At 65.7% G+C, this 24,213-nt stretch carries 28 protein-coding genes, 1 tRNA gene and 1 rRNA gene; 16 read left to right on the top strand and 14 right to left on the bottom strand.

Going from position 1 to position 24,213, the window contains the following annotated elements; all coding sequences use genetic code 11:
• Positions 1-8 precede the first annotated feature (8 nt).
• The 3 genes from ATJ93_RS23565 to ATJ93_RS07190 all read left to right on the top strand — a co-directional run bounded on the left by ATJ93_RS23565 (position 9) and on the right by ATJ93_RS07190 (position 1,630).
• A complete protein-coding gene (locus tag ATJ93_RS23565; RefSeq protein ID WP_170155537.1) occupies positions 9-158 on the top strand; it encodes an HVO_2523 family zinc finger protein in 150 nt (49 codons plus the stop codon).
• 129 nt (positions 159-287) lie between these two features.
• Complete coding sequence (locus ATJ93_RS07195; protein ID WP_120243978.1) at positions 288-1,001, top strand: RAD55 family ATPase; 714 nt, start codon at positions 288-290, stop codon at positions 999-1,001.
• 2 nt (positions 1,002-1,003) lie between these two features.
• Positions 1,004-1,630 carry a hypothetical protein gene (locus tag ATJ93_RS07190; RefSeq protein WP_120243977.1) on the top strand — a complete coding sequence of 209 codons (627 nt, stop codon included), beginning with the start codon at positions 1,004-1,006 and terminating at the stop codon, positions 1,628-1,630.
• 48 nt (positions 1,631-1,678) lie between these two features.
• Here the strand turns inward: ATJ93_RS07190 and ATJ93_RS07185 are convergent, their stop codons facing one another.
• Positions 1,679-2,452 (bottom strand): TVP38/TMEM64 family protein, encoded by a 774-nt coding sequence (locus ATJ93_RS07185; RefSeq protein WP_120243976.1) that lies wholly within the window; start codon positions 2,450-2,452, stop codon positions 1,679-1,681.
• A 106-nt stretch (positions 2,453-2,558) separates the two neighbouring features.
• Between ATJ93_RS07185 and ATJ93_RS07180 the strand changes: the two genes are divergently transcribed.
• Positions 2,559-3,044, top strand: a complete 486-nt coding sequence (locus tag ATJ93_RS07180; protein WP_120243975.1) for a DUF5830 family protein — start codon at positions 2,559-2,561, stop codon at positions 3,042-3,044.
• A 187-nt stretch (positions 3,045-3,231) separates the two neighbouring features.
• Here ATJ93_RS07180 and ATJ93_RS07175 read toward each other — a convergent pair whose 3' ends face one another.
• Entirely contained in the window at positions 3,232-4,533 is a 1,302-nt protein-coding gene (locus ATJ93_RS07175) for a DUF7115 domain-containing protein (protein WP_120243974.1), read from the bottom strand.
• A gap of 103 nt (positions 4,534-4,636) precedes the next feature.
• Between ATJ93_RS07175 and ATJ93_RS07170 the strand changes: the two genes are divergently transcribed.
• Together ATJ93_RS07170 and ATJ93_RS07165 are read left to right on the top strand one after the other, a co-directional pair.
• Positions 4,637-4,788 (top strand) — tRNA-Met (locus ATJ93_RS07170).
• A gap of 222 nt (positions 4,789-5,010) precedes the next feature.
• A complete protein-coding gene (locus ATJ93_RS07165; RefSeq protein ID WP_120243973.1) occupies positions 5,011-5,319 on the top strand; it encodes a HalOD1 output domain-containing protein in 309 nt (102 codons plus the stop codon).
• Between the two features lie 81 nt (positions 5,320-5,400).
• Here ATJ93_RS07165 and ATJ93_RS07160 read toward each other — a convergent pair whose 3' ends face one another.
• Positions 5,401-6,465, bottom strand: coding sequence for a DNA-methyltransferase (locus ATJ93_RS07160; RefSeq protein WP_120243972.1), 1,065 nt, complete (start codon positions 6,463-6,465; stop codon positions 5,401-5,403).
• A gap of 116 nt (positions 6,466-6,581) precedes the next feature.
• A complete protein-coding gene (locus ATJ93_RS07155) occupies positions 6,582-7,142 on the bottom strand; it encodes a hypothetical protein (RefSeq protein WP_120245211.1) in 561 nt (186 codons plus the stop codon).
• A gap of 468 nt (positions 7,143-7,610) precedes the next feature.
• Here ATJ93_RS07155 and ATJ93_RS07150 point away from each other — a divergent pair, with 468 nt between their 5' ends.
• Positions 7,611-8,261 (top strand): hypothetical protein, encoded by a 651-nt coding sequence (locus ATJ93_RS07150; RefSeq protein ID WP_120245210.1) that lies wholly within the window; start codon positions 7,611-7,613, stop codon positions 8,259-8,261.
• Positions 8,262-8,267: 6 nt separating this feature from the next.
• On the opposite strand, the gene ATJ93_RS07145 is transcribed toward ATJ93_RS07150, so the two are convergent.
• From ATJ93_RS07145 to ATJ93_RS07130, 4 genes are all read right to left on the bottom strand, one after another.
• A complete protein-coding gene (locus ATJ93_RS07145; protein ID WP_120243971.1) occupies positions 8,268-8,858 on the bottom strand; it encodes an NADPH-dependent FMN reductase in 591 nt (196 codons plus the stop codon).
• A gap of 100 nt (positions 8,859-8,958) precedes the next feature.
• Positions 8,959-9,870 carry an SDR family oxidoreductase gene (locus ATJ93_RS07140; RefSeq protein ID WP_120243970.1) on the bottom strand — a complete coding sequence of 304 codons (912 nt, stop codon included), beginning with the start codon at positions 9,868-9,870 and terminating at the stop codon, positions 8,959-8,961.
• A complete protein-coding gene (locus ATJ93_RS07135; protein ID WP_245977527.1) occupies positions 9,867-10,292 on the bottom strand; it encodes a DUF6069 family protein in 426 nt (141 codons plus the stop codon). Before ATJ93_RS07135 ends, ATJ93_RS07140 begins: the two co-directional genes overlap by 4 nt.
• A complete protein-coding gene (locus ATJ93_RS07130; protein WP_120243969.1) occupies positions 10,282-10,917 on the bottom strand; it encodes an NAD(P)-dependent oxidoreductase in 636 nt (211 codons plus the stop codon). Before ATJ93_RS07130 ends, ATJ93_RS07135 begins: the two co-directional genes overlap by 11 nt.
• Before the next feature lie 132 nt (positions 10,918-11,049).
• Here ATJ93_RS07130 and ATJ93_RS07125 point away from each other — a divergent pair, with 132 nt between their 5' ends.
• From ATJ93_RS07125 to ATJ93_RS07115, 3 genes are all read left to right on the top strand, one after another.
• The gene (locus ATJ93_RS07125) at positions 11,050-11,448 is read left to right on the top strand and encodes a winged helix-turn-helix transcriptional regulator (protein ID WP_120243968.1); all 399 of its coding nucleotides are present in this window, start codon (positions 11,050-11,052) and stop codon (positions 11,446-11,448) included.
• 110 nt (positions 11,449-11,558) lie between these two features.
• On the top strand, positions 11,559-12,659 hold the full coding sequence (locus ATJ93_RS07120) for an ABC transporter ATP-binding protein (protein WP_120243967.1): 1,101 nt from the start codon (positions 11,559-11,561) through the stop codon (positions 12,657-12,659).
• Positions 12,656-13,600: an ABC transporter permease gene (locus tag ATJ93_RS07115; RefSeq protein WP_120243966.1), complete on the top strand. Its 945-nt coding sequence runs from the start codon at positions 12,656-12,658 to the stop codon at positions 13,598-13,600. The genes ATJ93_RS07120 and ATJ93_RS07115 overlap by 4 nt, the downstream gene beginning before the upstream one ends.
• 44 nt (positions 13,601-13,644) lie before the next feature.
• Here ATJ93_RS07115 and ATJ93_RS07110 read toward each other — a convergent pair whose 3' ends face one another.
• Complete coding sequence (locus ATJ93_RS07110; RefSeq protein WP_120243965.1) at positions 13,645-14,574, bottom strand: HhH-GPD family protein; 930 nt, start codon at positions 14,572-14,574, stop codon at positions 13,645-13,647.
• Between the two features lie 130 nt (positions 14,575-14,704).
• Here ATJ93_RS07110 and ATJ93_RS07105 point away from each other — a divergent pair, with 130 nt between their 5' ends.
• Both ATJ93_RS07105 and ATJ93_RS07100 read left to right on the top strand, forming a co-directional pair.
• Positions 14,705-15,562, top strand: a complete 858-nt coding sequence (locus tag ATJ93_RS07105) for a triphosphoribosyl-dephospho-CoA synthase (protein WP_120243964.1) — start codon at positions 14,705-14,707, stop codon at positions 15,560-15,562.
• Positions 15,559-16,212 (top strand): DUF447 domain-containing protein, encoded by a 654-nt coding sequence (locus ATJ93_RS07100; RefSeq protein WP_120243963.1) that lies wholly within the window; start codon positions 15,559-15,561, stop codon positions 16,210-16,212. Before ATJ93_RS07105 ends, ATJ93_RS07100 begins: the two co-directional genes overlap by 4 nt.
• A gap of 75 nt (positions 16,213-16,287) precedes the next feature.
• Here the strand turns inward: ATJ93_RS07100 and ATJ93_RS07095 are convergent, their stop codons facing one another.
• Entirely contained in the window at positions 16,288-17,286 is a 999-nt protein-coding gene (locus ATJ93_RS07095) for a hypothetical protein (protein WP_120243962.1), read from the bottom strand.
• Positions 17,287-17,547: 261 nt separating this feature from the next.
• Here ATJ93_RS07095 and ATJ93_RS07090 point away from each other — a divergent pair, with 261 nt between their 5' ends.
• Positions 17,548-17,739 carry a 30S ribosomal protein S17e gene (locus ATJ93_RS07090; RefSeq protein ID WP_013878641.1) on the top strand — a complete coding sequence of 64 codons (192 nt, stop codon included), beginning with the start codon at positions 17,548-17,550 and terminating at the stop codon, positions 17,737-17,739.
• 245 nt (positions 17,740-17,984) lie between these two features.
• Here ATJ93_RS07090 and ATJ93_RS07085 read toward each other — a convergent pair whose 3' ends face one another.
• Positions 17,985-18,242: a hypothetical protein gene (locus tag ATJ93_RS07085; RefSeq protein WP_120243961.1), complete on the bottom strand. Its 258-nt coding sequence runs from the start codon at positions 18,240-18,242 to the stop codon at positions 17,985-17,987.
• 287 nt (positions 18,243-18,529) lie between these two features.
• On the opposite strand from ATJ93_RS07085, the gene asd reads away from it, so the two are divergent.
• Both asd and ATJ93_RS07075 read left to right on the top strand, forming a co-directional pair.
• Positions 18,530-19,564: an aspartate-semialdehyde dehydrogenase gene (gene asd / locus ATJ93_RS07080; RefSeq protein WP_120243960.1), complete on the top strand. Its 1,035-nt coding sequence runs from the start codon at positions 18,530-18,532 to the stop codon at positions 19,562-19,564.
• Positions 19,565-19,724: 160 nt separating this feature from the next.
• Positions 19,725-20,174: a DUF7344 domain-containing protein gene (locus ATJ93_RS07075; RefSeq protein ID WP_120243959.1), complete on the top strand. Its 450-nt coding sequence runs from the start codon at positions 19,725-19,727 to the stop codon at positions 20,172-20,174.
• Positions 20,175-20,201: 27 nt separating this feature from the next.
• On the opposite strand, the gene ATJ93_RS07070 is transcribed toward ATJ93_RS07075, so the two are convergent.
• Entirely contained in the window at positions 20,202-20,639 is a 438-nt protein-coding gene (locus ATJ93_RS07070) for a universal stress protein (protein WP_120243958.1), read from the bottom strand.
• A gap of 170 nt (positions 20,640-20,809) precedes the next feature.
• A complete protein-coding gene (locus ATJ93_RS07065) occupies positions 20,810-21,817 on the bottom strand; it encodes a D-2-hydroxyacid dehydrogenase (RefSeq protein ID WP_120245208.1) in 1,008 nt (335 codons plus the stop codon).
• Between the two features lie 252 nt (positions 21,818-22,069).
• Between ATJ93_RS07065 and ATJ93_RS07060 the strand changes: the two genes are divergently transcribed.
• Positions 22,070-23,461 carry an NAD(P)/FAD-dependent oxidoreductase gene (locus ATJ93_RS07060; RefSeq protein ID WP_120243957.1) on the top strand — a complete coding sequence of 464 codons (1,392 nt, stop codon included), beginning with the start codon at positions 22,070-22,072 and terminating at the stop codon, positions 23,459-23,461.
• Positions 23,462-24,001: 540 nt separating this feature from the next.
• Here ATJ93_RS07060 and rrf read toward each other — a convergent pair.
• Positions 24,002-24,123 (bottom strand): 5S ribosomal RNA (gene rrf / locus ATJ93_RS07055).
• Positions 24,124-24,213 lie beyond the last annotated feature (90 nt).

Genomic DNA, 24,213 nt, shown 5'->3' with positions numbered 1-24,213 from the left:
GCGAGAGTATGACGGACGGCAGCGCAGGGACCGGTGACGGTGACGAGGTCGGCGGCAGGCCGTGTCCCCACTGCGAGCAGCCGATGTACAAACGCCACTGCAAGTACGTCTGCCCGCAACACGGCGTCATCTACGACTGTGCGGATACGTTCTGGTAATCGGTGCCGTGATCGAGCACCGTCTCGAGCGAGAGGCGGCAAGATCGGGTGAGTCAACGGCCAGAGCGCTTAATACGGGCCGGGGACCTGCCAGAATCTATTTATCCGACACGAACCCTGTGTTCGACGATGCGACTCTCCACGGGCGTTCCGGGCTTCGACGAGTTGGTGGACGGCGGCCTGTTACGGGACCGCCTGTACATCGTCAGCGGACCGCCCGGGAGCGGCAAGACGACGTTCTGCTCGCAGTTTCTCACCAAGGGCGTCTTCGAGGGCGAAACCGCGCTGTACGTGAGCATGCACGAGTCCGAACAGGAGCTCGTCAGCGACATGACGAACTTCGAGTTCGGGTTCGACAAGGCGGTAAGCTCCGGCCAGATGAAGTTCATGGACGTCTTCGAGAGCGAGACGAAACGGTTCTTCGCCTCCTCGTCCGGTCGCGGTAGCAGCGACGGACCGGGCAGCGTCGAAAACCTCTCGAACAAACTCGTCTCGTTCATCGAGTCGAAGGGAATCGACCGGATCGTCATCGACTCGACGATGCTGCTCGAGTACTACTTCTCCGACGAGGTCGGCGACCTCGTCACGTTCCTGACGAAGCTCAAGCGCGCCGACGCCACCGTTCTGCTGATCTCGGAGATGACCGATCCGACCTCCTACTCGGACGGCCACTACCTCTCCCACGGGGTCATCTTCATGCACAACTACCTCGAGTCCGGTGGGATGACCCGCGGCGTCCAGATCATCAAGATGCGCGGGACGGAGATCGACTGCGACATCCGCCCGATCGAGTTCACCGAGCGCGGCCTGCGCGTCGATCCGAACGAGAAGATCCAGTCCTGACCATGTACGAACGTACCTTCGGGACGGACTGGGAGACCCTCGAGGACCGCGACGAAGTCCTCTGGCGGGCGTTCGCGCTCGGCGTCGCCGAAGCGCTCGGCAGGGACCACCCCGGCGAACTCGAGCGGATCAGCGCGGCGACCGACACGAACTACGACCGGAGCTTCGCCGAACTCGCCTACCAGAAGGGGCGCCAGCACGTCCGCCAACTCGAGGGAGAGGGAAGCCCGCGGGAAATCTGGACGCAACTCGTCACGGAGAAGAACGAACTCGACCTCTGGGCGGACCCGGCCGGCGCGGCCGAGGCGAGCGACGACGAGCAACTCGATCTCGACGATAAGACGGGTCTCCCCCAGTCCCTGCAGGGGATCCGAATCGACACGCTCCCCTCGGACAGTACCGACCGCGTTCGACGGCCGAGCTTCCTCGAGAAGGAAAACGCGAAGGACCGCGAGCGGTACGCGGCGAGCGACCGACGACAGTCCCGATCCGGCGGACGACGCTCGAGCGACTCGTCCGGCGGCGAGGGCAGTAACGGGGACGAAACCGACGACGATGGCAACGGAACCACCACGGGCCCCGGAACCGATTCCCGGGCCGGATCGCAGTCGGGGTCGGACTCGACGTAACGGCACGACTTCTCCGGTAGCGACCGGACAGAAGCGGGTTCCAACCGATTAGCCGTTCGCTCGGCCGGATCCCGCATCGGTAGTGCCGACTCGAGTCCGGACGATGCGATAGAGCGGCCCCGCGAGCAGGAGGAGCGCCGCGGCTCCGCAGCCGATCGAAAGCTGGAGGCCGAGATCGCCGAGGCCGGCCGTCGTGATCGTCGCCGCCGAGGCGCCGACGACGACCGCGGCGATCGTCCAGGGGAGTTCGCCGATCGCCGTCCCGAGGAGAAACTGGTGGAGTCGGACGTCGCTCGTCGCGGCGGCACACGTCGCCGCGTCCGAAGGGATCGGCGCCAACCGCGATACGATCACGCCGCGGGTCGGCCCCGCTGTCTCGTAGTACTGATCGACGGCAGCGTCGGTCCGGCGGAGCGCCCGCTCGAGCGTGCCGGCCCCGACAGCCTCTCGTCCCGCGTCCGTGTTGGCACCGGCTTCCGTGGTGCCGTTGTCCGGTTCCGAGAGCAGTCGAACGACCAAAAAGACCGGAAGCACGGTCACGAGAATTCCCCCGAGCGCGATCGGCACGCCGAGAGCGATGCCGTAGCCGTAGCCGACGACGACCGACAGCGGCGTGGTCGGCCAGGCGAGCAGCGGCCGCACGAGGTAGACGGCGGCGACGACGAGCCCGAACAAGAGCGGATCGGCTGCCAGCGACTCGAGGGTCGCGAGCGCCCTCGAGGGGGAGACGAGCACGCCCGCGGTGACGATCGCGGCGACCGCGAGCAGCCCGAGGAGAACCCGAGCGCGCAGCGGGGAAGACGAGCCGGGCAACGTCGACATCGCCTCGAGTTCTCACGCGAGTATTGAAGCCTTTGTGTCTCCGGTTTCCGCTCGGAACTGCCGGACGACGCAACGTTTATTCGGCACGGCACGACACCACTCATCGATGGATCGTGACGGCGACCGCGTCGACGGGGCGGAAGACGCAACCGCGAACACCACTGACGAGACGAGGACGGACGCGAGCGCGGCCACGAACGAATCGACGGACGCGAGTGCGAGTAGCCGATACGGCGAGCTCGACGACCGCGTCGAACTCGGCCTCGCGCTCCTCGAGCGGCTCGAGCACGAGTCGCTCTCGCTGGCCGACGTCGTCGATCGGATCGAAGCGATCACGGCCGATCCGACGGTGACCCGAACGATCCTCGACGAGGCCGAACTGCGGGGCATCATCGACCGCGAGGACGGTATCGTCCGGCCGAAGAGCCGCCAGTACGTCAGTTTCGACCGAGACGTGATCACCAAGGAAGGCGACTTTACCTGCCAGCGCTGCGGGTCGGGGCTTTCGACCGGCTACTTCATCGATCTCGAGGCGGGCGAGATAGGCCCGTTCGGCTCCTCGTGCATCCGGAAGGTAACGGGACGCGAGTGACTAGCAGTCGATTCCCGAACGTAGCGTGTGAAGTCGAACCGGACTGCGGTAGAAAATCGGCCATGCACTCGATAACGAGGTGCAAACTGTGGATCGTCGAGAGAGGAACGAACCGCGGCGTGAGGCCGTTGTAATCGACACTGGCACTTCTACCTGGAGTCGATGATCGACGCCTCGACTCCCGGGACTATCGGCCCTGCCGCAACTCTTCGATCAACTGCTCGATCGTCCGTTGCTGCTGTTCGATGACGTCGTTTTGCCGCTCGACGGCCGTCTCGAGCGCCTCGAGGCGCTCGAGGACTTCCGGATCCGCCGCGGTCGATGCCGGGTTGTCGGCCGGGGCCTCAGCTGTCGACTCGTCGGACGCCCACGACTGCGCGGCGGAGTCGGCGCTGGTGGCAGTGTCGGCGGTTTCGGCGGATTGGGTCTGGCGACGCTGCGTGGCAGTCGCATCGGTCGCCGCATCGTCGTTGAGCGACTCCGTTGCCTCCACGAACGGATCGGCATCGTCGTCGACCGCTTCGGACGGGGTACTGGTCTCAGAGGCCGATTCAGCCGCAGTGGCGCCGCTCGCGTCGTCCCGTCGGTCAGACCGGACGTCGATCGAGTCAGGGACGCTCGACTCGGTTGCGCTTGCGTCCGTGTCCGCGTCCCCGCGTGCGTTCGCGTTCGTTTTCGTTTCGGAACTCGCAGCGGCGTCGACGACGGCTTCGTCCGCACCCGCATCGCCGGTCGCCGTGCGGCCCCCCTCTTGATCGTCGAGTTCCGGCGGGTCTGCGTTGAGCGGATCCACGCCGGAGCCGAATTCCATCGTCCCCCCGCTGTCGCCGCGATCGTCCTCCGCGTCGTCGAGTCCGATCGACTCGTTGAGTTCCTCGAGCGAGCCGACGTCGTGGTAATCAAAGAGCGCGCGCTGGAGGCGCTCGCGGAGGTCGTTGGCCTCCTCGTTGGGTGCTTTGATCCGCTGGGGGCGGCCGTCGACCTCGAGGACGATCTGGGTTGCGACGCTGCCGTCCTCGAAGGAGAGGTTCGTCACGTCCTCGTAGTGGTACTCCTCGTAGTCCTCGTCCCAGACGGCGCTGCCGATGTGTTTGACCAGCCGCTCGCTCGTGACGATCAGCGTCAGTTCGCTGAAGCGGTAGGTCTTGGCGACGGTTTCGCCGGGTTCGGTGATGTCGTTACCGTTCAGGACGCCGGCGAGAACCGGGTGCAACACCGCGTCGGTCTTGCCCGACGGCACCGTGAATTCCTTCGTTCCCTCGAGGGGATACTCGAGGGAGAACTTGGTCTTGCGCCGCCCTTCCGAGAGCGTGAGGCGGTCGGCTTCGTGAGGGTATTCGTCGACCGATTCGTCGCGCAGGAGTCCGTCGGACCGGTAGACGAGGGTACTCGAGGAGGTGATGAAGAGTTCGTCTTCGCTGCCGAGAGAGACTCGCGCCGCGATTTCCTCGTCGCCGAGAGTAGATTGGACGATACCGGGAACGCTCATGTCGCGGTAGTTCGTATGGCCCTGTGATAAATCCGTGGGTCCACGTTGCATGCCGAATTCGAATGAGAAGGTTAAAGAGAACGACGCCACTACCGGGAAATGAGCCCGGGTGGCTTAGCTGGACATAGCGCCGCACTCATAGGGTTCAGAGATTCGGTGCGGTACGCCTTGGAAGCCTCCGTGTCCCCCACGAGGACCGCCGAGCCTCGAACCTGGGACATGCGGAGATCGAGGGTTCGGAGCCCTCCCCGGGCATGCCATCTTCCTCAGTTGTTGTGACGATCACGGCGAGTCGTAGCGCTACGTGTCGCTGCTGACAGCTAGAGATAGCGGTTTCGAGCAGTCACGGCCATTCTCGAGGACACTCGCCACTCGATACTATCGCGACACGTTCGTCAGCCGCACGTCTGACGCACGGCAGACGCGCGTCAGAAAACCATCACTGGGTTTATGTGTCGACGGCCAACAGCACGTCGTATGGAACCGGGGGAGCAACCGAGTGTCCGCGTTGTAGAAGCGATCGCAGCAGCAGAGGGTGTCGATCCCGCGGACCTCGAGCCACCGTTGTACGACGTACTCGATCCTGACGCGCTTGATACGCTGGCGGACTCGCTGTGCAGCAATGGCGGCCAGTTCGATGGCGCCGCTTCGAGGGTCGAGTTTACGTATCGGACGTATCGAGTCGAAGTCGAGATCGGGAACGCGAACGGGATCGACGTGACCGTTACGGAGCGTCCCTCCGACGCACCGTTCGATCCGACACCGGATTCACGGATTCTCGACTGAGTGAATCATCGGCGCGAGCCCTCGATAGCGACCGCCAGCTAGCGACGGCGTTCCCTACAGGGACTCGGGACGGCAGACGACTCAATCCAGCGACAGCGGTTCGTGGGTCGCGCGATAGTCGCTCCCGTCGTCGACCGCGAGCGCCTCGAGGTCGGTGATCTCGCGGAGTCGGATATTCCGCTCCATCTTCGTCACGACCGGCGTGTCGTAGTGTTCGGCGTCGTAGTCGAAAGTGGAACCCTCCGCGCGGCGCTGGCTGACGAACTCGCGGTGGCGCTCCAAGCGCGTTCGGCCGACGGACCGCGACAGCCCCGGGACGTCGTCGAGTTGCTGCTCGAACACCTCGAGGAAGGCCTCCTCGAGTTCGTAGCCGATCGAGTCGCGACCCGCACATAGCGCCGCCAAGGTCGTCGTGCCGGTCCCCCAGAACGGATCGAGCACGGTGTCGCCGTACGCCGAGTACATGCAGATCAGCCGGTAGGGAATCTCGAGGGGGTAGGCCGCCGACCGCTCCCGGAGGTCGTCGTCGGGCGACTCGAGGGCCTGCAGTTCGCCTCGCACCTCGGTCCAGACGTCGGAGAACCAGCGGTTGCGCTCCTCCCAGAAGTAGGCGGCCTCGTAGCGCCGATCGGCGCCGGGCTCGAACTCGCGGCTCTCCCCGCCCTTGCGGAACACCAGGATGTACTCGTGTTCCAGCGTAACGTAGGCGTTCGGCGGGATCATCCCGCTGCCCATGAACTTGGCCGCGCTGTTGGCCGGTTTGCGCCAGAGCACGTCGGGTAGCGGATCGAACCCGCGGGACTCGAAGGCCTCGAGCACCCGCGCGTGGTTCGGGTAGACGCGGAAACTGCCGTCAACCGAGCGGGTCGCGTCGCCGACGTTGACGCAGGCGATGCCGCCGTCGACGAGGACGCGCTCGAGTTCGTCCCAGACCCGGTCGAGTTGGGCGTGCATCGCCTCGAAGGCCCGGCGGCCGTCGCCGGCCTCGAGAGCGTCCTCGACGGCGGGATCGAGCTCCGCGAAGAGGTCGTCCCACATCTCGATCATGGGATACGGCGGCGAGGTGACGACGAGTTCGACTGACTCGTCGTCGACGGCCGACAGATCGCGCGCATCACCGACGAAGACGCGGTGGGTCGTCTCCATTGCGTTCACACTGTCGGCGTCGCCCCCTTAGCTCCTTCGTCACCGACGAACTGTCGCGTCCAAAAGAACGGCCGTAACTGCGCGAGCGAGAGACCGAGAACGAAAGCGGTGTCGCGTTACTCCTCTTCGGCTTCTTCGGTCTCGTTCTCTTCCTCCTCGGCTTCCGCTTCCTCGCTTTCCGCCTCGGATTCGTCTTCCTCGCCGCTTGTCGCCGGTTCGAACTCCTCGATCGGCTCCCACTCCTCTTCTTCCTCGCCGCCCATCCGACGGCGCAGGAAGACGGCGCCGGCGATGACGCCCAGCGCGAGCAGCAGCTGCGGCAGGCGAGAGCCGCCCTCCATCTCCTCGCTTTCGGTCTCCGCTTCGGTCTCGGTTTCGTCGCTCACCATCTGGGACTCGGCTCGTTCCGTCACGTCTTCGATGATTTCGGGCTCCTCGATGTCCTCGAGCGGCGACTCCTCGAACTCCGTCGACTGCCGCCCCGCGAGGAAGCCGAGCGCCGCACCCAGACCGAAGACGGCGCCGGCAAGCGGGAATCGACCGCCACCTCGGCCGCCGTCAGCCTCCTCGACGGCCTCGAGAATAGAGTCTCGGAGGGGAGAGTCCAGCCCCTTCCCGACTGCTTCCTTGACGACGATCTCCGACAGCGACTTGTCTTGTTGTTCCGTTTCGGGCATAATCATCCACGACCACACCGCCGTACATAATTCTACCCAACGTTTCAACGATTTTGAGTGCCTAACGAGCAGTTACGAGCGCGCTACGCGAACGAGCGACGGTCGTAACCGATCGATAACGAGCCGGGACGGCGATACTGTCGCCCACCGAACGCTCGCCGGTACAGTATCGCCAGCTGGCGGATCAACACGTACCGAGGCATGAAAGACCGTGTACGACCGATCACGGCGTACTCGGGATGGAAGCGCCACCAGTTCTGCTAAACGAGCGAGCAGCTCAGTCGAATATTCTAATCGAATGGTGTGTCGGCGTGACGAGACCATCGCCGTCAGTCACTCAATCGCTCGCCGCGTGGGACAAACTGGTCGCGTAAACGTCGTATTTCTGCCCTATAAATTCGTGAACGCTGACCGTTCGGTCCAGTAATGAGTCGCATAACGAAACCCGACGTCGCTGAGTGGCTGAGTATGAGCGTCATTCGCCAGCCCGGCGTGCTCGGCCGGACCACCCGCCAGCGCGTCGTGGGGATCACCGCAGCGCTGTCGGCTGCGGCGCTGGAAACGCTCGCCGTCGGGCTCTGGTTCGGCCTCGTCGCCGGCTCTCGGACGACCTCGACGGCACTCGCCGGTCTGGGGATCCTCTTCTGTGGCGCCCTGCTCAGGGCGAGCATCTTCGGGGCGACGGTCAACCACCTACAGGATCTGCTCGAACCGCGCCGCCTCGGTGCTGCGACGTTGCTGACGGCGTGTTGGGTCCTCTGGCTGTTCGTCGCGGACCGCATCGGGGGCCAGGCTGGACTCGCACTCGCGACGGGGACGCTCACCGTCCTCCTCACCTGCCAGTTCACGTTCGAGCGGCGCGCGTTCGGCCGGCGCTCGATCCGCCACTGCTCGTTCGTGCCGATCGTTCCGGCTGTGTTGCTGGCACTCGGCGCGTCGGCGCTGCTCTCGGCGGCCTGGTTCGTCGACTGGTCGATCACGTCGCCCCCGCTGTCGGTCGAAGTCGCAACGCTGATCGTTCGAATCGAGGCGGTCCAGATCGGCGTCGTGGTCTTCGGGTGCTTCGCGTTCCTCGCCCACCAGCGCCGGTTCCAGCGACTGCTCGAGCGCTGCCCCTGACCCCGACTATTTCCCCTCGGCACCGACGTTCTGGTCGCTCTCGAAGGAGTCCGGGTCCGGTTCGATCGTCGCGTACTGGACCACGCGGCGGCCGAGCGTCGCGGTCCGCTCCTCGAGGCTCGGATCGACGAACTCCCCGTCCTCGAACGCCGAGTGGGACTTCGGGATCGCGACCTCGTGGGGAAGGACCCACGCGTTCAACGCTCGGCAGACCGATCGGAGGTGCTCGAGGGCCGTCACCGGGAAGGCGCCGCCCGAGACCGCGAGCAGTCCGACCGTCTTGTCCCGGAACTCGTCGAACCCGCAGTAGTCGAGCGCGGCCTTCAGCGGCGACGAGTAGGAGCCGTGGTACATCGGCGTCCCCAGCACGATCGCGTCGGCCTCGCGGAGTCGCGTCGCGAGCGCCGCGGCGTCGCCGGCGTCCTCGCGATCCCGATCGGGATCGAACGTCGGCAGGTCGTACTCTCGCAAGTCGATCAGTTCGGTCGTTGCGCCACCCTCGGCCGCGGCCTCGAGGACGCGCTCGAGGGCGAGACGCGTCGCGCTCGCGTCGCGGAGGCTGCCACAGACGGCGGCGATGTGAACGTCTCCGTCCATCGTAGCTTTACTAAGGCGAGCGAGCGTGAAATATACCGGTGACGGTCGGCGGCGGTTCGCTCGCGTCGCTCGTTTCCCGTTCGGCCCTCGCAGTCTCGTCTCAGCGGAACTCGTCGGCGTAATCCGCGACGTACTCCTCGATCCCTCTCGGCTGACGACCGAGGAGCCGCGCCGCGTCGTCGGTCACGCGATCGGCGAGGCCGAGTCGCGCCGTCGTGTAGATGCCGACCATCAGGAGCACGAATCCGATCGGGTGCCCGCGAGCGTGCATTCGGGCGACGAAGGTGGGAATCGAGGGATCCGCGTACGTTACTTGCCGATCCAAGACGCGGGAGAACGCGGCGGCGACCTCGTCGTAAGTGAGCGCGTCCGCTCCCGTTACGTCGTAGGCGACGTTTCGGTGGGCCGATCGCGACCCAGATTCCGACCCGGACTCGGCGAGCACGCGCGCGGCGATTTCGCCGACGTCTCTGGCGTCGACGAAACTCGTCCCGCCGGCGCCCGCCGGGACGAAGATCTCGTCGCGCTCGACGATATCCCGACCGTGCACCTCGTGGAGGTTCTGCATGAAAAACGACGCCCGGAGGAGGGTATACGTTGCACCCGACGCAGCGACGTGGCGTTCGATCCGGTGGTGTGGCAGCAGGACGTTCCGATCGGCGCCGAGCGTCGAGAGGTAGACGATCCGGTCGGCGCCGACCCGCACCGCGGCGTCGACGAACGCCGTCAGGTCGTCCACGGCGACGCCGGGTGGGCGGACGAGAAAAAGGGAATCGACGCCGTCCAGCGCGGATCCCCAGGTCTCTGGCCGCTCGAAATCGAACTCGACGAACGGGTCGTCGCCACGCTCGAGGAGGACACCGTCGAGTCCCTCGAGCCCCGATAGCCGTTCGCCGGCCCTGTGCGGATTCCGAGAGCCCGCCTTCACGACCGCGTCGCTCTCGAGCAGCGTTTCGACGACGTGTCGGCCGACCGTCCCGCTCGCCGCGGTGACGAGGACGGTGTGGCTCATCGTCGGGGACCACCCCCGGGAAGCAGTCCGATGCAGATCGCCGCGACCGTGACGTGCATCGCCATCAGCAGTCCCACGCCGAGCGGCGTCGCCGTCTCGTCGGCGAACAGCAGCCCGATATCGGGGAGGAATGAGAGGACCAGCACGGCTACTGCGACTCGCCTGAACGTCCGATCGGGGCTGGACGATACCCGACGAAGCAGCAGATAGACGAGGACGGCCCCGATCGCGCCGACGGCCGAGAGGAAGGCGACCGGCGGAACGGTAAGCGCCTGAAACCCGGGTGCGACGTCGAACGCGCCGGCCGCGGCGACGATGCCCACGTTCACGACGACCGACAGGACGGTCGCGATCGCCGCGCGGATCGGGAACGACCGCCTCGAGTCCGCCGCGGAATCGACCGTGGTCACGTCAGCCGTCATGCGGTCCCACCTTCGGCATCTTTCGGACGAACTGCTCGTCCTCGAGGCAGTCGAGCACGAACCGGGCGACGTCGGCCCGCGGGATGGACTCGAAGCCGAGATCGAGATTCCCGGCTCGGTACTCGCCCGTCCCCTCGGCGTCGGTCAGCCGCGGTGCGCGAACGACCGTCCAGTCGAGGTCCGTCGCGCGGACGCGGTCGACGTGTTCGGCCGCGTCTTCGAGGACGTCTCGAGCGAGGACTTTCAGGAGGACACCCATCACCTTTCCCGACAGCGAGACGCGTTCGCCCTCCTCGCGAACGCCGGCGCCGACGAGGGTGACGAACCGATCGACGTTCGCCTCGCCCATTGCGTCGACGACGTTGTCTCCCGCGACGGTCAGCAGATCGTCCGGGCCCGCGCTCGTCTGGCCGAGAACGGAGACGACGGCGTCCGCGCCGTCGACAGCTGCCGGGACGCCCGCGCCGGTGTAGGCGTCGCCGGTCACGACCGTCAGCGACGGCGACTCCACCTGTAGCTTCTCCGGCGACCGGACGAAGGCGACGACCTCGTGGCCGCGATCGATCGCCTGCTCGACGAGGGGTTCGCCCGTCCGCCCGGACGCGCCGAATACGGTGAGACGCATGGCCGATTCTACGCCTCGAGAACGCATATACTTGCAACTTCGAATCATCGAAGTATTGGCGCCGCGAGCGGCGCTCAGACAATAATACAACCGTGCAAGTATTACGTTCTCGAGCCCGTAGCGGGACGCGACATGAGCGACCCGCCAGACGCGCTCGAACTGCAATCGCGGTTTTCCCGGGAGGAGGCCGTCGAACTTCGCGAATCGCTCGAGCCGGCGAAACGACGGCAGGTCGAACGAACGGTTGCGGAACTGCTGGACCTGCTCGGGAAGGCCCACGCGATGGCCGTCCTGAGCGCGTTCGCGTTCGCCGACGGCCCGCTGCGATTCAGCGACCTCGAAGACGACCTCGAGATCGCGCCGAACACGCTCTCGGCGCGGCTGCAGGAGTTGACCGACGCCGGCCTGCTGAACCGGGAGTCCTACGACGAGATTCCGCCCCGAGTCGAGTACGAGCCGACCGAGCGGGCCGCGGCACTGTTTCCGGTGTTCGGCCACCTCCACCACTGGGCGCTCGAGTACGAACTCTGACGGCGTCGAACATCGACCATAAGTCGGCCATCGGTCATAATTTCGAATTTCGTAGTAACCTGAACGATTCGAAGCTGTAAGTCTATTGCCACACGCCCCGTAGAGACGGTATGGGATCGAATCGACCGGACGGTGCCGCTCGAGGCGGTGACGACGAGACGAGAAACCGGCCCGACGCCGCCCTCGAGGCCGACGCGCGGGGACAGGAACGAGGACGAGAGCCGCCGGCGATCGACGTCGACGACCTGCGGCTGGTCTACGCGGACGGGACCGCGGCCGTCAGCGGCGTCGATCTGACCGTCCCCGAGGGCGAGTTCTTCGGCTTTCTGGGGCCCAACGGCGCGGGGAAGACGACGACGATCAAGGTGTTCGCGACGCTGCTCTCGCCGACCGACGGCGAGGTTCGGGTCAACGGGTTCGACGTGCAGTCGGAGCCCCGAAAGATCCGGGAGTCGATCGGCTACATGGCCCAGGAGACGAGCGTCGATCCCGAACTCACCGCCGAAGAGAACCTGAAGTTCGCCTGCGAGGCCTACGGCGTCCCCCGCGGGGAGCGAGCCGACCGCGTCGCCGAACTGCTGGATCTCGTCGACCTCACCGACGTCGCCGACAAGCGAGCCGACGAGTTCTCCGGCGGAATGAAAAAGCGCCTCGACGCGGCGACGGCGCTGGTCCACCGGCCGCCGCTGGTCTTCCTCGACGAGCCGACGACCGGGCTCGATCCGAAGGCGCGAAACCGACTCTGGGACTACTTCCGGGACATCAACGATCGGGGCACGACCATCTTCCTGACGACCCAGTACCTCGAGGAGGCCGACCAGCTTTGTGACCGACTGGCGGTCATCTTAGACGGTGAAATCGTCGCCGACGGGAGTCCGGCGGCGCTCAAGCGCCGGGTGGGCGGCGAAGTGCTCGACCTCGAACTGGACGGCGGCCGCTCGGCGCGGGACCGGGCCGCCGAGATCGCCCGCGAGTTCGACGGCTTCGAGGACGCGACCGTGACGGTGACCGAGGAGGGCGTCAGCGTGACCGCCGAGGCGGCCCGCCAGCGCGGGACGGATCTGCTGGTCGCGCTCCGGGACGCGGGGTTGACCGTCACCGGCTTCAACGTCCGCTCGCCGACGCTCGACGACGTGTTCCTCGCGATCACCGGGGAGGGGCTCGAGGCGGACACGGAGTCTGAGATCCTCCGCGGGGAGGTGTCGCGATGAGTCCGCCGGACTCCGGCGGGGCGGACTCGCGGGATGCGGCGGCGACCCCCGGCGGCGCCGAGACGGCTGGGGCAACCGAGACCGGCGGCGCCACCGCCACCGTCGACCGAACCGCAAACACGTTCCTCGGCGACGTCTGGGTGAACTTCAAGCGGTGGAATCTCAAGGCGGTCCGGAACCCGTTCGTCCTCGTGGTCTCGCTCGTCCAGCCGATCATCTTCCTCATCCTGTTTACCGAGGTGTTCGGCAACGTCGCCGGCGACGCGGTCAACCGGGGCATTCCGGGGATCGGCTACGAGACGTACCTCGTCCCCGCGATCGCGATCCAAGTCGCGCTGGCCGCCGCGGTCACCTCCGGGATCGGGCTGGTCAACGACATCGAGAACGGCATGTTCGAGAAGGTGCTGGTCTCCCCGATGAACCGCACCGCGGTGTTCGTCGGGAAAACGGCCGCCGAGGTGTTCCGGATCGCGGTGCAGGTCGCGATCATCCTCGGCCTCGGCGTTCTGCTGGGTGCGGAGATCGCGACGGGACTCACCGGCGCGCTCGGGATCATCGGGGTCGGCATCCTGTTCTCGCTGTGGTTTATCGCGTTCTCGAACGCCCTGGCGATCCTCACCCGCGATCAGGAGTCGACGATCATCGGCGCGAACCTCCTCCAGTTTCCGCTACTGTTCCTCTCGAGCGCCTTCCTCCCGCTCGAGACGCTGCCCGGCTGGATCCAGACGTTCGCCCGGTTCAACCCCGTCACCTACGGCGTCGACGCCGCCCGGTCGCTCATGCTCGACAGGGACGTGATGACGGTCGTCGAGGTGGCCTGGTTCGACGGGGCGTTAAACGGCGTCGTCCCCGGCGTCCTCGTTCTTGCCGGGCTGGACATCGCACTCGGGCTCGTCGCGGTCTACCTGCTCTCGCGGGCTTCGAGTTCGGACGTTCGGTGATCGGTCACGATCGTCGTCCTGGCCGGACTCTCGACCCAACCGAGCTACCGGCGCAGTCGCGCCACGAACTCCCCGTCGCGCTCGTCAGTTTCGACAAGTCCGTCGTCCTCGAGGTCGGAAAGCAGGCCCTCGAGCCACTCGCGGCCGTACTCGCCGTCCGGCGCGTAGTCGACCCGGATTCGGTGGCCGAGCGTGTCGAGCTCGAGTTCGTCGTACTCCCGCAGGGTACCGATGACGCGTCCGCGGAACTGGCGGCGGCTCCCCTCGAAAGAGGGCTGCGTGGGGACGTCGGGGGCCGTGAAGTCGCCGCTGGCGTACGCGTCACACCACTCGCGCCAGGGACAGCCCGCGCCGTCGCACTTCGGCGTCTGCTCGCAGGCGACCCCGCCCAGTTCCATGATCGCGTTGTTCCAGACTCGCGATCGGCCCTCGGGCATGAGTTCGCCCGCGGCCTCCTCGAAGGCCGCGTCGTCGTCCGGCACGTCGAACGCCCGGTAGAGCACTCGCTTGACGTTCGTATCGACGACCGCGTCGCCGTTGTTGAAGGCGAAACTTGCGACCGCGTTCGCGGTGTAGGGACCGACGCCCATCAGCTCCTGCAGCTCGTCGGGCGTCTCCGGAAACTCGCCGTCGTATTCGTCCTCAACCTGCCGGGCCGCCTCGTGGAGGTACTTCGCCCGGTTGTTGTAGCCGAGGCTGTGGTCCGTCCAGAAGCCGACGACGTCCGCTCGATCGGCGTCGGCGAGGTCGGCCGTCGTCGGCCAGCGCTCGAGGAACTCCTCCCAGGCCGCGACGACGCGGTCGAGTTGCGTCTGCTGGCTCATCACCTCGCTGACGAGGATCTCGTAGGGGTCGTCGGTTCGGCGCCAGGGGTAGTCGCGGTGGTCGTCCTCGTACCACTCGATCAGCGCCGCGCGGACGGCCTCGCGGTCGTCGGGGAGGCGCCACGCCGAGTCCGCCGCCGTATCACTCATCGCCGGCACTTGGGCCAGCGGCGGTTTAGGGGTAGTGATCCGGAACCGAACGCGGCGTCGACGACGGGGCCCCGCCCGGTCGAACCGTAACCCTAAGCCGCCGCGCCACCACGTGGCGGGTATACGACACATGCGAACGCGAACGCCAGCCCAACACGCCCAACTGGCGCTCCTGCTCGAGGTCGCGGGCACGCCCAAGCCGGGGAACGTCGACCGCCACCGCGACCTCGCGGACCTGCGGTTCGACCACTTCCTCGCGGGAACCGTCGGCGCCCAGCGGGGCCTCGAGATGGCGGCCGAGGGTGCGGCGGTCGGGCCCGCCTTCGAGCGCGCCGTCGAGGGAATGTCAGCCCAGGGCGGGGGCAACACCCAGTTCGGCGCACTGTTGCTGCTCGTGCCCCTGACGAAGGCTGCGGGCGACGACCTCTCCCAGCCGGTCGTCGAGGCCGTCGTCGAGGACACGACCGTCGCGGACGCCGCCGCCTTCTACCGCGCGTTCGAACACGTCGACGTCTTCGTCGCCGATCCCCCCGAAGATCTGGAACCGCTCGACGTCCGCCGCGGTGCCGACGCCGTGCCGGCCTTAGAGGAGCGCGGTCTGACGCTGCTTGATATAATGGCGGGCAGCGTCCCCGGCGACGACGTCGCCCGGGAGTGGGTGACGGGATTCGAGCGGTCCTTCGGCGCAGCCGAACGGCTGGCCGAGGCCGAGGGCCCGCCGCTCGAGCGGGCCGCGGCAGTCTTCCTCACCCTGCTCGCCGAGCGCCCCGACACGCTCGTCGCGGACAAACACGGCGAGGACGTGGCGGGGGAGGTCAAAGAGCGCGCCGCGGAACTGCACGAGCGGCGGGCGCTCGAGACCGACCGCGAGGCCGTCGAGAGCTTCGGGGACGAACTCGTCGACCGGGGAATCAACCCCGGAACGACGGCCGACATTACTGCGGCCGGACTGTTCATCGCGCTCGAGCGCGGGGTGCTCGAGCTATGAGCGGCAACGGACCCGACGAGCGAGCCGGAGCCGCTGCAGACGGAGCCGGGGGGTGGCCCGTCGACCTCACCGGCGTCACCGAAACCGTCGTGACGACGCTCGGACCCAACGGCCTGTGGAACGCCGCCGCACTCGGCGTATTCACCGGCGACGAGGACGGTGACAGCGACTCCGGGGCGGCCTCGAAGCCGCCGACGGCGACCGCCAAAACGTGGGGCAACACCCGCACCCGCCGCAACTTCCGCCGCCAGGGCGAGGGTTACGTCCAGTTTGTCGACGACCCCGTCACCTTCGTCGACGCCGCGCTCTCGATCTCCGAACACGAAGCGCCGGTCCTCGAGTCGGCGGCCGCCTGGACGCGGGTCGCCGTCGAGTCGATCGACCGCGGAACCGAGAACGGAACTGAGTGGGTGGCGTGGCGTCTCCGCCCGCTCGAGTCCGCGATCGAGCGCGAGACGGTGCCGACGATTAACCGCGGGTTCGGCGCCGTCGTCGAGGCTACCGTCGCCGCTTCCCGGCTCGGCGTAGTCGGCTACGACGACGATCAGCTCCGCGAGCGGCTCGCGTACTGCGAATCGGTCGTCGAGCGCGCCGGCGGTCCACGGGAGCGCGCCGCGCTCGAGCGCGTTCGCGAGTGTGCCGATTGGTGACCGCCGAGTAAGACTGGTGACGGAGGGAGCTTGGGGACCTCGAGCCGATTCGATTTCGACGGCTCGACCGGGACGTTAGCTGGTCGGTTCGGGAACCTCGGTCCGGCCGCCGGTCTCCGACTGCTCGTCGCCGAGCGGGTCGTTGTTTTCGGCTTTCGTCACCACTTCGCGGAACTTCTCGGAGCGCTCGGCGATCCAGACCATCGTCTCGCTGTCGGGCGTCTCGTCGCGCTGCTCGATGAGGAAGGTCGTGATGACGACCGTCTTCACCCACGGCTTGACGACGCCGGTGTGGACGACGGCGACCATCCCGCCGACCAGCAGCCACGAGATCATCTCGAGCGAGGTCGGGAGGAAGTCGAGTGCGACGGAGACCGGCGCGAGCAGCGACAGGAGGACGAACGAGAGGATGTACATCCCCACGACGATCACCAGCGTCGAACCGAGCACCATCTTCCAGGTCTTGGCATACAGGACGAGTCCGTCGCGGGCCGATTTCCAGCGATTCTCGTCACGGTCGACGAACATGTACGCGATGATCGCGTTGTCGAGGTAGCGGACCGCCAGAACGATCGACTTCTGGACGATCGTTACCAGCGTCTGTAACTGCTGGGGGATCGGGACCGGAATCATCTTCTCGAGCCGTGCGACCGCCCTGTTGAACTGTTTGAGCACCGCGTCGATCACTTCGCTGGCGACCCACAGGCCGCTGGCGGATTTGAAGTACTCGCCGACCTGCGTCATCCCGTACTTGATCTGGTTTTCCGGCACTTCGTCCTCCGTGACGATGTGTGCGATGACGGCGATGTGGCCGGTCTTGACCATGTAGAGGGCGTACTTCTGTATCAGTCGCCACACGTACGCGAAAGACGCCAGCGCGATCAGCATCACCAGCGCAACGATGAGCAGACTCGTGCCGCCGTCGCCCCACAGGAATCTGGCGCCCAGCCACGCGACGAGGCTGAGGTAAACGATCCCGAAGAGTGCAAACACGACACCGATACCGAACTGCAGGAGGACGTACGGGAGCGTCTTCCTGTACACGCTCGTTGCTTCCTTGAAGTGTAAGACCATCGCCCCCATTTCCCTGCCCATCCTATTTAAATTCGAACACCAGTAGCTGTGTTCGAACGGGGCGTTGGCAAGAAACTATCCGAGTCGGCGGCCGACGTCAGTGCACGGCTCGCATCGAGCGGTCGGGTTCGGACTCGAGAGGGACGCGTCACGGCCGCAGACGGGTCCTGGATATCGCGACTCCCGTGGACCGTCGAGAGGGCGGGCTCCGCGGACGAACAAGAGAAAGGGATTAAGAGCCTCTGGACGGAACCTCCCCACATGGCAATCAAACCGGCCTACGTCAAGAAGACCGGGAACCTCCTCCTGGAGCGGTACCCGGACGCGTTCACGACCGACTTCGAACAGAACAAGGACAGCGTCGAGAAACTCACGAACGTCGAGTCCAAGGGCGTTCGGAACCGTATTGCAGGCTACGTGACGCGGAAGAAGGGTTCGCAGGCGACCGCGTAAGGCAGCGTTTTGTCTTGTCTCGAGTTCACCAGCATCACCAGTTCGACCTCGAGCAACTGGTGAGCCGATCGTTTGTCGCTTGTTCTTTCTCACGAGCACGGCTCGAACGCTTTCACTTCCACTAGTGGGCCATCACCGTCTCGAACGGGTAGAGATGACGATGGCGAGTGCGTCGAAACCGAGTCGAAACCGAGCAGAAAAACGGAACGGCGAGCGAGACCGAAAGAGCAGCGGTCGAGAACGGATCAGTGATCGAAGCCGGGTTCCATGTAGATCGCGGCGAAAAGCGCGACCACGCCGAAGAACGCGGTGATCATGAGGCCGGCCATGCCCGTGACGATGTTCAGTTCTGTCCCGGCGACCGGAAGCGTACCACCCTGATAGCCGGTCCACGCCATGAAGATCCCGACGAGGAAACACAGGAGGGCGACGACGGCCGCGCCGATACTAAAGGGCGTATCGAACAGCCCCGAGTCAGCCGAACTCGTGGTCGCGCTCGTCATCGGGACCACCCCGCCGATCGGCGATCGGTTGTAGTCGAGGTTGAGATCGAGTCCCGGCTGTGTCTCGAAGGGCAGTCAGCCGGCCGTCCAACGGCGGTTCCGGACTGGGCCTGTCGGTGATGCATTTGTTCGTCGGTGGCGCTCCGTTTTCTTAATTTCTTCTATACGCTCCGGTGACGCCGGCCAGCGGCGCCGTCCGGGGAGTTCGAGCTCGAACCTGATATTCGATCATGGGAATGAGACGAAAACCCAAACGGTTTTGCGGGCTCAACTCGGAATACGGGAAAATGGCAGTACGAGTAGGCGTACTCGGCGCAACCGGTGCCGTCGGACAACGACTGATTCAGCTTCTCGACCCCCACCCGGACTTCGAAATCGCCGCGTTGACCGCGAGCGAATCCAGTGCCGGGAAGACGTACAGACAGGCCGCCAAGTGGCGCGTCGACAGTCCCATTCCCGAGGACGTCGCGGAGATGACCGTCCGGGAGACCGACCCGGACGACGTCCCCAACGACGTCGACCTCATCTTCTCGTCGCTCCCCTCGAGCGTCGGCGCGGAGGTCGAGCCGCCGTTCTGCGAGGCCGGCTACGTCGTCTCCTCGAACTCCTCGAACGGCCGGATGGACGACGACATCCCGCTCGTCATCCCGGAGGTCAACGCCGACCACCTCGACCTGCTCGAGGTCCAACGCGACGAGCGCGGCTGGGACGGCGCGATGGTAAAGAACCCCAACTGCTCGACGATCACCTTCGTCCCGACCCTGGCCGCGCTGGCGGAGTACGGCCTCGAGAAGGTCCACGTCTCGACCCTGCAGGCCGTCTCCGGCGCGGGCTACGACGGCGTCACCTCGATGGAGATCATCGACAACGCCATCCCCTTCATCGGCAGCGAGGAGGACAAACTCGAGACCGAGTCGCGCAAGCTGCTCGGCGACTTCGACGGCGCCGAACTCTCTCACAACAGCATGGCCGTCTCGGCCTCCTGTAACCGCATCCCGACCATCGACGGCCACCTCGAGAACGTCTGGGTCGAAACCGAGGACGACCTGACCGCGGACGCGGCCGCCGAGGCCATGCGCGAGTACCCCTCGCTGGATCTGCGGTCCTCGCCCGACCCGCTCATCCACGTCTTCGAGGAACCGGACCGGCCCCAGCCCCGGATGGACCGCACGCTCGGCGACGGGATGGCCATCGCCGCCGGCGGCCTTCAGGAGTCGCCGTTCGGCCTGCAGTACAACTGCCTGGCCCACAACACGATCCGCGGCGCCGCCGGCGCCAGCGTCCTGAACGGCGAACTGCTGCTCGAGAACGGCTACATCTAACGCGTTCGAGGCTAACGCGGCCAGCTGCGGTTTCGGGCGCATTCGTCCTCTTTGTGCTGTCTGTTCGGTGACCGTCGAATCCGACTCGAGCGATCGGCGCCGTCGACCACCCTGCACACTTTGGCGGCGGGCACAAGTACGAACCCCCCCAACAGCAGGTATGATCCCCGTGGTTTCCGACGCCGAATCCCTGTCGACACCCGGCGCCGACGCCGATACTACAGTTTCCGACGGCGCCGAACCCGACGAGACAGGCGAGACGGAGTCGTTCGGCGCACTCGCCGACCCACACCGCCGTGCTGTCCTCCGATATCTGGCCGACAACGAGTCACCGGTTGCACTCGCCGAACTCGCCGACCACCTGACGATCGAACGCGAGGGCGGCGACCGGGACGCAGCGCACCCGAGCAGCCGACTCGCCGAGTGGGGCGATGCGCTCCTCGGGACGCGTCGACGCGTCCAGATCTCGCTTCGCCACGTTCACGTTCCGAAACTGGCGGACGCCGGCGCCGTCGACTTCGACATCGACGCGAACACCGTCTCCCTCCGCGACCGCGGTTCGGAACTGCTGGCCCAGACGGAGTCACTCGAGAGCGCAACCGTGGCGTAACCCGAAGCCATCGACGGCACTCTACCGCTAGTTTTCGGATACGCCGCGAGGCAGCGCGACGACCGGCATCGACGCCTCCTTCACCAGTCGACGAGCTACACTCCCGGTCAGCAACTCGACGAAGCGGCTCCCCTCCCGTGGAACGAAGACGACGGCGTCAGCGTTTCGATCCGTCGCTTCTGCGAAGATACGGTCGACAACATCGGTACCGTACAGGATCGCCGTCTCGACGGACGCCGGCGATTCCGCGAACGGTTCTCGCGTGCGATCGAATATCTCTTCGGCGTACTCCTCGCGCTGTTCCATCGACGCCTTGTCCGGCGCGCCCCCGGCCTTCTCGATCACGTTGATGATGACAACCGTGCTCGTCGGCTCGAGGTAAGGGGCCAGCGCCGCCGCGGTCCGCTCTCCATCGTCGGGATCCCCAACCGGGACGACGATCGTCCCGTCGAACGAGAGCGTCATCGACGACCCTCTCCGTGCATCGGCGTCGCATCGTTCGGAAGCGATCCACGAGCGGAATCGAGTCCCTGAATCATACCGGCGCTTGGCGGTGTGGCGTCAAAAAGGTACACGCGAGATCGGTGTCGTCTCCTAGTACTCCGATCGCAGTCGCGTACCGGTCTCGCTCGCGCTCAGGAACTGAAACTGACCTGATTCTCAAACTCTGCGCCCGACCCGCCCTCGTCGAACCGGCGGGCGTTCTCGGCGACGATATTAGCCAGCCGATCGTAGTACTTCGGCGTGTGTCCGGCGTTGTGCGGCGTGATCTGGACGTTCCCGAAGTTCCAGAGCGGGTGCTCCTCCGGCAGGGGCTCGGGATCCGTCACGTCCAGCGAGGCCCCGCGAATCTGATTCCCGCGCAGCGCCTCGACGAGCGCGTCGGTATCGACGACCGGCCCCCGAGCGACGTTGACCAGCACCGCTTCGGGATCGATCGTCACGAATTCCTCGCGGTCGACCAGCCCGCGGGTCGTCTCGGTCAGCGGGCAGGCCAACACGAGGTAGTCCGTCCGTGCCAGTGCGTCGTCGAACGCGTCGCCCTCGAATCCGATCACCTCGTCCGTCGGCCCGCCCTTCTCGGGCGTGTAGCGGACGCCGACCGTCTCGACGTCGAAGGGCTCGAGGCGCTCCGCGACTGCCTGCCCGATCGCGCCGAGGCCGACGATCGTTACGGTCGACTCCGCGAGTTCGTGGGCCTGGTAGTGGCGCCACTCCCGGCGGCGCTGTCTGCGCTCCGCGACGTGGAACCGGCGGGTAAAGTGGAGAATCGCGCCGAGCACGTGTTCGCCGATGTTCGGCCCGTGCACGCCCGACGCGTTCGTTACCGTCACGCCCCGCTCCTCGAGTCGGTCCATCGGCAGGTGGCCGGTGCCCGCGTACGCGCAGGCGAACACCTCGAGGTGCTCTGCGCCCTCGAGGAGATCTTCCTCGAGGGTCATTCCGGTGACGTACTGGGCGTTGCGGATCGCCTCGCGCTCCTCGGCCGGCGTTCGCGCGAGCCGCACGGTCCGATCGGGAAGCCGCTCGCGGATCGCCGCGGCGTACTGTTCGACCGGGACGCCGTGCGTTCCCCGCCGGAGAACGAGCACGTCGGCGTCGCTTTCGTCGTCACCGTCGCCATCGCTGTCGCGTTCACTCATGTTCCCGGTCGTGGTCTCGAGGGGAACCGTCAAAAACGTTCATCCCAGATCCGATGTCGCACTGCAACGACGGTTCGGCAGGGTAGCGTACTCGAGTCCGCAAGTGTCCAGACAGAGCGCTCTCGAGGAACGATCATAGCGCATCGACGAATGTTCGACCAGTCGATTCGGGACCCGCTCGCGAGCAGCCGAAACTCTCCGTCGCCGCGAATTTCATGCGGTTTAATACGCCCCACTGAGTGCCACTGGTGTATGGAACGCGTTGCTGTCGCGATCGTCGGCGGTGGCCCCGCGGGTGCGTCCGCAGCTGAGCGGGCAGCCGCCCACGGCGCCGAGACGGTGCTCTTCGAACAGGGCGTCCCGCGGGAAGACCGCGAGGACCTCGGCCCTGACTCCACCGACGCCGCCGGCATGCTCGACTACTGGATCGACATCATGGACTTTGACTATCGGGAGATTCCCGACGACGTCATCCTCCGGGAACTCGAGGCCACCGAGTTCATCGGCCCCAACAGCGCCGTCGAGATTTCGACGACGGGGATGGACGCTACCTATCCGAAGTTCGGCTACACCTTCCACCGCGCCCGGATGGACGACTGGCTCTACGAGCGCGCCGAAGACGCCGGTGCCGACCTGCGCGTCGGCACGAGCGTTACGGACCTCGAGACCGACCTCCGCGCCTCGAGTCCGAAGGGGCCGACCCACACGCTGACGCTCTCGAACGGCGAGCAACTCGAGGCCCAGTACGTCATCCTCGCGGACGGCCCGCAGCGCCGAATCACCCTCGATGCGCTCGATCAGTTCACGGCCCCCGGCCGGAGCGTCTCCGACTACCTCTCGCCGCCCGAAGCGAACCACATTGCCTACCAGGAGTATCGGGACTTCCCCCCCGAGCTGTTCGACGAGTTCAAAGACCGACTCAAGTTCTGGTGGGGCTACATGCCCGGCGAAACCGCTTACCCCTGGGTCTTCCCCAACGACGACACGGTCGCCCGCGTCGGCCTGACGATGCCCATCGGGATGGAACTCGAGGACGTCGATAACCCCGCCGCTTACAAACTGCTCGACAGCGACGACGACCAACTTCCTTCAGGATCGGAGTACATCCGCCGCCTCCTCGAGCGCGAGTACGGCGACGAGTATGATATCGAGGCGGACATCCCGATCGTCGAGGACCGCGGCAAATCTAAGGGAACCGAAACCTATCCGATCTCCTCGACGCGCCCGATCGACTCCCCCGTCGGCGCGAACATCGCCGTCGCCGGCGGCGCAATGGGTACCACCTCCGCCTTCCACGAGGGCGGCTACCACGTTGCCGTCCGCACGGGCAAGATCGCCGGTCGACTGGCAGGAACCGACTCGCTCGAGAACTATAACGACATCTGGAAGCGCGCGATCGGCGACGAAATCCTGCGTAACGTCGCCTTTGCGGACATCGTCGAGGAGTACCAGCCCGACGACTGGGACCACGCCTTTAATATCATCAACCAGATGCAAGGTGAGAACGGTAACGACTCGCTGTTCTCGCGCACTTACTCCGCCGGCCTGGGCGCGACGAAACTGCTTGCGAGCTACAAGAAACGCAAGTTCCAGTACCGTGACGGTCGCTACGTACAACTCCCGGAAGACGAGTACTTCTACTAACTGTCGGTAGCAGTCGAATCTGGTTTTCTTCTCCGTTCTTTGACTCAGTATCAAATATCAGTCGGTGGGACTATTTTCGGCGAAGCCACTCTTGCGAAGTGAGATGCGCCGTATCGAACGTGGACGAAAGCCATCCCTCGCAGAAAACGTTTAAACGACGTGCAGCCCTAGCAGGAGTGCGTGCCTTTGTCCCCGTCCGAGTGAACCCATTCGGGTGCGATGACAGTACGGCGAACCCAGGCACGCAATACACCGGAACGATCACTTCGTTCCACCGACCGGTGATGGCTCACAGCCATCCGCCCGGCACGAGGGTTAGCCAGCTGACGCGGCATGCCGCCACGGGATGAGGCTGGACGTTAGTGTTCCGGGCGACATTTTCGGTACTCGATCGACACCGAGTAGTTGTAACTCTCGGATGTTGCGAGTACACCTATTGTATAATACAGGTCGAACAGCCGCTGTACTCTGCGTATAAAAGACGAAAAGCCCCGCCGAGCGACACTGCTGTCGCTCGACGAGGCTTAAGATGAAGTATGAGTGGGGCGGCGAATCGACGTTCCCAGAGGGTCGCCCACTCCAGTAGTTGCCGATACGCAGGCGAGCTTATCTTCCGTGTTCGGGATGGGTACGGGAGGAACCTCGCCGCTGTGGCCGCCTAACGCCGATTCACGGAATCGAACCGTGATCATGCCAATATCGGTTGATTGACCGTGTGTATGTGTAGTCCAGTTAGCGCCTGGACCCGTTCG

The sequence above is a fragment of the Halopiger aswanensis genome (genome assembly GCF_003610195.1).
Classification (GTDB): Archaea; Halobacteriota; Halobacteria; order Halobacteriales; family Natrialbaceae; genus Halopiger; species Halopiger aswanensis.
Note: the sequence above shows the minus strand (reverse complement) of the source record. Positions and strands in the feature narration are given on the sequence as shown.